Below are 4,837 nucleotides of genomic sequence, written 5' to 3'. Positions count from 1 at the left end.
CCGGCCTGGGCAAGCAACGCTGGGTCGTCGAGCAGACCTTCGCCCTGCTGCACGCCTTCAAACGCCTGCGCATCCGCTGGGAGATCCGCGCCGACATCCACGAGGCATTCCTCAAGCTGGCCTGCGCGCTCATCTGCTGGCGGCGCCTCACTTCATTGCGTTAGGCGCTCTAAGCGAGATCGAAACATCGTTCTCCCTTCGACGGAGGAAACGCCTCGACAAGCGGTTCCTCCGGTTGCGTAGTGGGCCTCAGCGGAAGCTGAGGCCACCCTTCAACCGAGATGGTGCACGCCGCGGCCCAGGCCTGTCGTTACGCGTGAGCGCACACGTCTTTAGCCTGGGCGCACGATCGCGCGCTGCTGGCGGAACTGGCGCGGCGACAGACCGTAAGCACTGCGGAAGTCCTGGCTGAAATGCGCTGCGCTGGTGAACCCCCACCGGGCCGCGATCGCGCTGATCGGGCGGGCAGCCAGCCGGGGGTCGGCCAGGTCACATCGGCACTGCTGCAGGCGGCGCCGCCTGATCCAGCCAGCGATGGTGTGCCCTTCCTGGTAGAACAGTTTGTGCAGGTAGCGCAGGGAGATGTGGTGGGCTGCGGCGATCGCGTCCGGAGTCAGATGCGTATCACCGAGGTTCCGCAGGATGAAGGCGTGGATCTCAGCCATCAGCGCGCGCTGCCTGGTGTGCGGCGGCACTGCGCTGTGGGCGTCCAGCGCGCTGGCCAGCGCCGAGGTCAGCACGTCAAGCGTCAATATGGACAGCCGGGCAACGTCGGCCGGGCTGAACTCGTGCATGTGCTCGGCCATCTGCAACAGGAAGTGCGAGGACAGCGCGCCGATGCCCCGGTCGCCGGGTATACGGACCGCGGCCAGGTCCCGCAGGTCCCGCTGCGATAACGGCAGTAGCGACCGCGGAAACTGCAGGCACACCGTCTGAGCCGCTCGCTCGCTCGGCGCCATCCGGGTCAGGTAAGGATGTGAGCTGTCACGTATGGACAGATCACCGACATGTAGATCCGCGTGCCGGCCGTCCTGCTCTCCCCACACGCGACCGCGTACGGTGCAGGTCACCAAGTACGTCTCGGGATCGGATTGGCGGATCAGCTTGGGCGTGCGGTGAATCGATAGCGGCGTCGCGGTCAGCACGACCACCTGTACGAGGCCGAACTCACTGAATCCGGCCTGAGCCCGGAAGGCGCTCTCCAGATGCGGTTCACAGCGGGCATCGAGCGGCACCCACCGTTTCGAGCTCACCTCGCGCCAGAGGGCGAACCGCTCGCTCGCCGGGACCTCGGCGGTGCCGACCACGTCCATGATCCCACCTTGGTGTAGACAGCTGTGGGGGCCATTCTCGGCAATCGCTTCCGCGTAGTCGTCGTCCCCTCGACGCAGGTGCCTGTACCTCTGCCGGAGTAGGCATTTGAGAGGGCCGAATGGAGGAATTGCCACCAGGAACGCGATCTTCGTTGACCGCTCGGCGCTGTACCCGTCACCCTGCCCAGGGTTCGTGCCGATCGCGCTGATCCCGCCGACTGACGGGCGATGCCGGGCGAGCTGCTGATTGGGGTGCTGGTAAGAATCGCGTCGCACGGCCCAAAGGACGGTGCGTAATCGGGAGCTCCCGGGCGGCTTGACATAAACGCTATGAGGGAGCAACGCGACTTGCGGAGCACCCGATCCAGCGTTATCGAGTACTGCCGCTCGGCCGAGTCGATCAGCAGCGCGTAGAGCTGGGTAGTTTTCGGTGGAGGCGTGGCCCAGGCGGCGGCGCACGGCCTCAATGGAGCGCCGGCGTTGATGAGTTCGGTGGCGTGGGCGTGGCGCAGCTGGTGAATGTCGATCTCGATCCTGGCCTGCGTGCAGTAGGTCTGCCAGCGGTGGTGGGCGGCGTCGTAGGACAGCGGCCCCCCGCGGCTGTTGATGGAGGCGCGGAACAGCGGCCCGGCGGTGTAGCCGGCGCGGGCGAGGTAGAGCTTGAGCAGGGTGACGTAGCCGCGGTCGTCGAGAAGGACGGTGCGTGCGCTGCCGCCCTTGCCGTGGAGGCGGACGTGTTCGTCGTCCAGGCGCAGGCCGAGGTCTTCGACGTACAGGCCGCACACCTCCCGAGGCGCGGGCGTCGCACACGTAGGCGGTCTTGAACAGCACCCGATCCCGCAGCCGGTCCAGCGGCGTCTGCTTGCGCGGTCGCCGTGAGCAGATCACCGCGAGCGCCTTGGTCACGTCGGCCGCGCTGGCCGGGCGGGGCAGGTTCTTGGGCACCTTGACGGTGTCTATGCGGTCCATCGGGTTGGCCTGCAGGAGGTCGTGGCGGACGGCCCACTTGGTGAAGGAGGCGACGGCGGCGCGTTTGCGCTTGCGGCTGGCCGGCGACAGCTCGGCCAGGAACGCCCGGACCGGCGCGGTGGTCAGCTCGGCGAGGTCTTCGCCGTGGTGGGCGGCGAAGGCGATCAGTCGCCGCGGTAGGCCCGCCGGGTGTGCGCCGACTTCCCGGCGTTGGCCAGGTCGGTGAGGAAGTCGTCGCGGTGCCGGGCGAGCGGGTGGGTGCAGCCGAGCTGCTCGGCGATGACCGGATCCACCGCGTTCGACCTCCACCATCCGCGAAGTGGCCAGATAACTGGGACACGGAAGCCTGCGTGCCGGGCGACGGCCGCCCAGATAGCAAAGGTTATCTAGAAGGTCTTGGTGGGTGAGCGCACGGCGCTAGACCGTGCCGGCGCCGCCTGGGTGGTGGGGCGCTTGGTGTCCACGTTGTCGGTCAAGGTTTTGAGGATGCCGGGGAGGTCTGCAACCGTTTCGGCGGGCGGGCCGCCCACGGTCTCCTCCGCCAGAGCGCACCAAAGCTGCTTGACCTGGTCGACCAGAGCTTTGCCGCTGTCGGTGAGTTCGACGATGCTGGCGCGCTTGTCGGAGGGGGCGGGTGTGCGGCGGATGTGGCCGCCGGCTTCGAGCTTGCGGGTCATGAGCGTGACGCTGGGCGGCTCGCAACCGAGCGCCTCGCTGAGCTGTGCCTGGATCATCGGGCCGGTCCGGTCGAGCTCGAGCAGGAGCGCCTCCTGACCGGTGTGCAGGCCGAGCGGGGCCAGCAGCGATGCGGCCCTGGCCCGGTGGCGCAGGCTCAGCAGGCGGATGGCCTGGTTGAGGGCGTTGGCGTGCTCGAAGTCCATGGGCTCCTCCTTGACACATTGGTTATGTGCTTAACTATCGTCGCGCAGGGTGCGCATCAGCAGCAGACCGGCGCCGCCGCCCCGGTCGAGGTTTGGCTCGGTGGGGCGCAGCTGCTCCTCGGTCAGGGTGCCGGCCGTCGACGACGTCCAGACTCAGCCCGTCGGCGTCGCGCCAGGCAATGAGAGTGCCGGCGGCCGCCACTGTGGCGCAGCACGTTGGTGGCGGCCTCATGGGCGGCGAGCACCATGTCCTGCAGTCGCTGTCCGGACAGGCCGCCACCAGCACCGAAGGCGTGCACTCGCTGGCGCAGCATGGCCAGGCCGGGGGTGATCGGCCACTGAATCCGGAAACCGGGAATCATGTCAGGCCTGCCTTTCACCGGGCGAAACTCTGATCCTCCCCTGCTCGAAAGCCCGGCAGCATGCTGATGCCTGCTGGCCTGACCCTTCTCGGCACATACGAGGGCGCGTTGGGGGCTGGCGCCTGGTGGCTGCTTGTCCGGCGCTGCCAGAGGTACCGATCGGCACCATGCTCGACGCTCCGCCACATGCGGCGGCATCCAGCAATGGATCGGGTCCTCAAACTCCCAGACACGTCGCATGCCCACATCGCCTGGGGGAGTGACCCGCGCCTGTCCTCAGGCGCGGTATCAGAGGCAGGGTAGGAGTGGAGGCCGCCGGGCCGGCGCAGCCTTACCAGCCCGGTGCATCCCCCGGTTTCCGGACGCGGGCCTTTCTGCGTGGCCCCGACCCGGCCGATGCGCGGTCGAGGCCGTTACTGGGAGCCCGGGCATCGGTCATGGTGGCCGTGACTGCTGCGGCCGCCCGGTCGGCGGTGGTTGGCGACCGTGCGGCGCGGCGCGACCGATGTCGGGGTGGGTTGGTTCAGGTGAATGGTTGCAGCCCAGCTCAAGGTCACACTCAACGTCGCGCGTGCCGTCAACGGGGTGGGCCTGGAGTATGGCTGCAGATCATCGGTCAAGGTCCGGCGTCGCGGCCCGTTCGATGATCACGATTGGGATCCGTCTGGACGTTTTTCGCTGGTAGCCGGTGTAGTGCGGCCATAGTCCGGTCATCGTCTCCCACAGGCGGGGCCGCTCGTCCTCGGCCGCTGGGTGCGCCACCGCGTCGAACACCTCGGCGCCGACCTGCACCTTGATTCGTGGCTGGGTGAGCAGATTGTGGAACCAGAGCGGATGGTCGTCGGCGCCGCCGTTGGAGGCGACCACGAGGTAGCGGTCGCCGTCGCGGCCGTAGATGAGGGCGGTGCGCCGTGGTAGTCCTGAGCGGCGGCCGATCGTCGTGATCAGCAGTGTGGGGGCGCCGTGGAAGTGGTGGCCGCGAGCGCCGCCGGATTCGGCGTAGCTTTTGACGTGCCTGGCCACCCACCCGGTCGGGCTGTCGATCGGTTCTTGGCTCATCGCGCCGCTCCGTCCGCGCGGCCCTCGGCCCGTTCGGGTGCCTGGGCGAACCGGTGGGGCGTGGTGGATCGGCCCTTGAGCAGGTGCCCGGTGCCGGAGATCAGGACGGTCTGCGGCTTGGCGCGGCGACTGGCGATGGGGGCCTGGGGAGCGTGCGGCGCGTAGGAGGAGCAGACTCCGGTCAGCAGGTTGTCCTGCTCGCCGTTGAGGGTCTGTACGGGGGCCTGGGGGTGCTTGTTGGTCGGGGTCGGGG

7 protein-coding genes are annotated in these 4,837 nt (G+C 68.4%); 1 reads left to right on the top strand and 6 read right to left on the bottom strand.

Features of this window, described 5'->3' with window-relative positions:
* On the top strand, window positions 1-164 hold a 164-nt coding region (locus KME80_RS49500), incomplete at its 5' end, for a transposase (protein WP_219519956.1).
* A gap of 168 nt (window positions 165-332) precedes the next feature.
* On the opposite strand, the gene KME80_RS49495 is transcribed toward KME80_RS49500, so the two are convergent.
* From KME80_RS49495 to KME80_RS49475, 6 genes are all read right to left on the bottom strand, one after another.
* Window positions 333-1,313, bottom strand: a complete 981-nt coding sequence (locus tag KME80_RS49495) for an AraC-like ligand-binding domain-containing protein (protein WP_219519949.1) — start codon at window positions 1,311-1,313, stop codon at window positions 333-335.
* Complete coding sequence (locus KME80_RS49490) at window positions 1,250-2,098, bottom strand: tyrosine-type recombinase/integrase (RefSeq protein ID WP_219519948.1); 849 nt, start codon at window positions 2,096-2,098, stop codon at window positions 1,250-1,252. The genes KME80_RS49495 and KME80_RS49490 overlap by 64 nt, the downstream gene beginning before the upstream one ends.
* Before the next feature lie 348 nt (window positions 2,099-2,446).
* Window positions 2,447-2,575 carry a hypothetical protein gene (locus KME80_RS52510; RefSeq protein WP_281427572.1) on the bottom strand — a complete coding sequence of 43 codons (129 nt, stop codon included), beginning with the start codon at window positions 2,573-2,575 and terminating at the stop codon, window positions 2,447-2,449.
* Window positions 2,576-2,668: 93 nt separating this feature from the next.
* Complete coding sequence (locus KME80_RS49485) at window positions 2,669-3,163, bottom strand: MarR family winged helix-turn-helix transcriptional regulator (RefSeq protein ID WP_219519946.1); 495 nt, start codon at window positions 3,161-3,163, stop codon at window positions 2,669-2,671.
* A gap of 971 nt (window positions 3,164-4,134) precedes the next feature.
* Entirely contained in the window at window positions 4,135-4,584 is a 450-nt protein-coding gene (locus KME80_RS49480) for a nitroreductase family deazaflavin-dependent oxidoreductase (RefSeq protein WP_219519944.1), read from the bottom strand.
* The coding region (locus tag KME80_RS49475) for a hypothetical protein (RefSeq protein ID WP_219519942.1) at window positions 4,581-4,837 on the bottom strand (257 nt) is incomplete at its 5' end. The genes KME80_RS49475 and KME80_RS49480, both read right to left, overlap by 4 nt.

The organism is Nonomuraea ceibae, assembly GCF_019396325.1.
GTDB classification, from domain to species: domain Bacteria; phylum Actinomycetota; class Actinomycetes; order Streptosporangiales; family Streptosporangiaceae; genus Nonomuraea; species Nonomuraea ceibae.
The sequence above is the reverse complement of the archived record's forward strand: the minus strand, read 5'-3'. Positions and strand labels throughout refer to the sequence as shown.

Coding starts and splice junctions, on each gene's coding strand:
- KME80_RS49485 (WP_219519946.1), bottom strand. CDS start 3,163: ATGGACTTCGAGCACGCCAACGCCCTCAACCAGGCCATCCGCCTGCTG.
- KME80_RS49480 (WP_219519944.1), bottom strand. CDS start 4,584: ATGAGCCAAGAACCGATCGACAGCCCGACCGGGTGGGTGGCCAGGCAC.
- KME80_RS49495 (WP_219519949.1), bottom strand. CDS start 1,313: ATGGACGTGGTCGGCACCGCCGAGGTCCCGGCGAGCGAGCGGTTCGCC.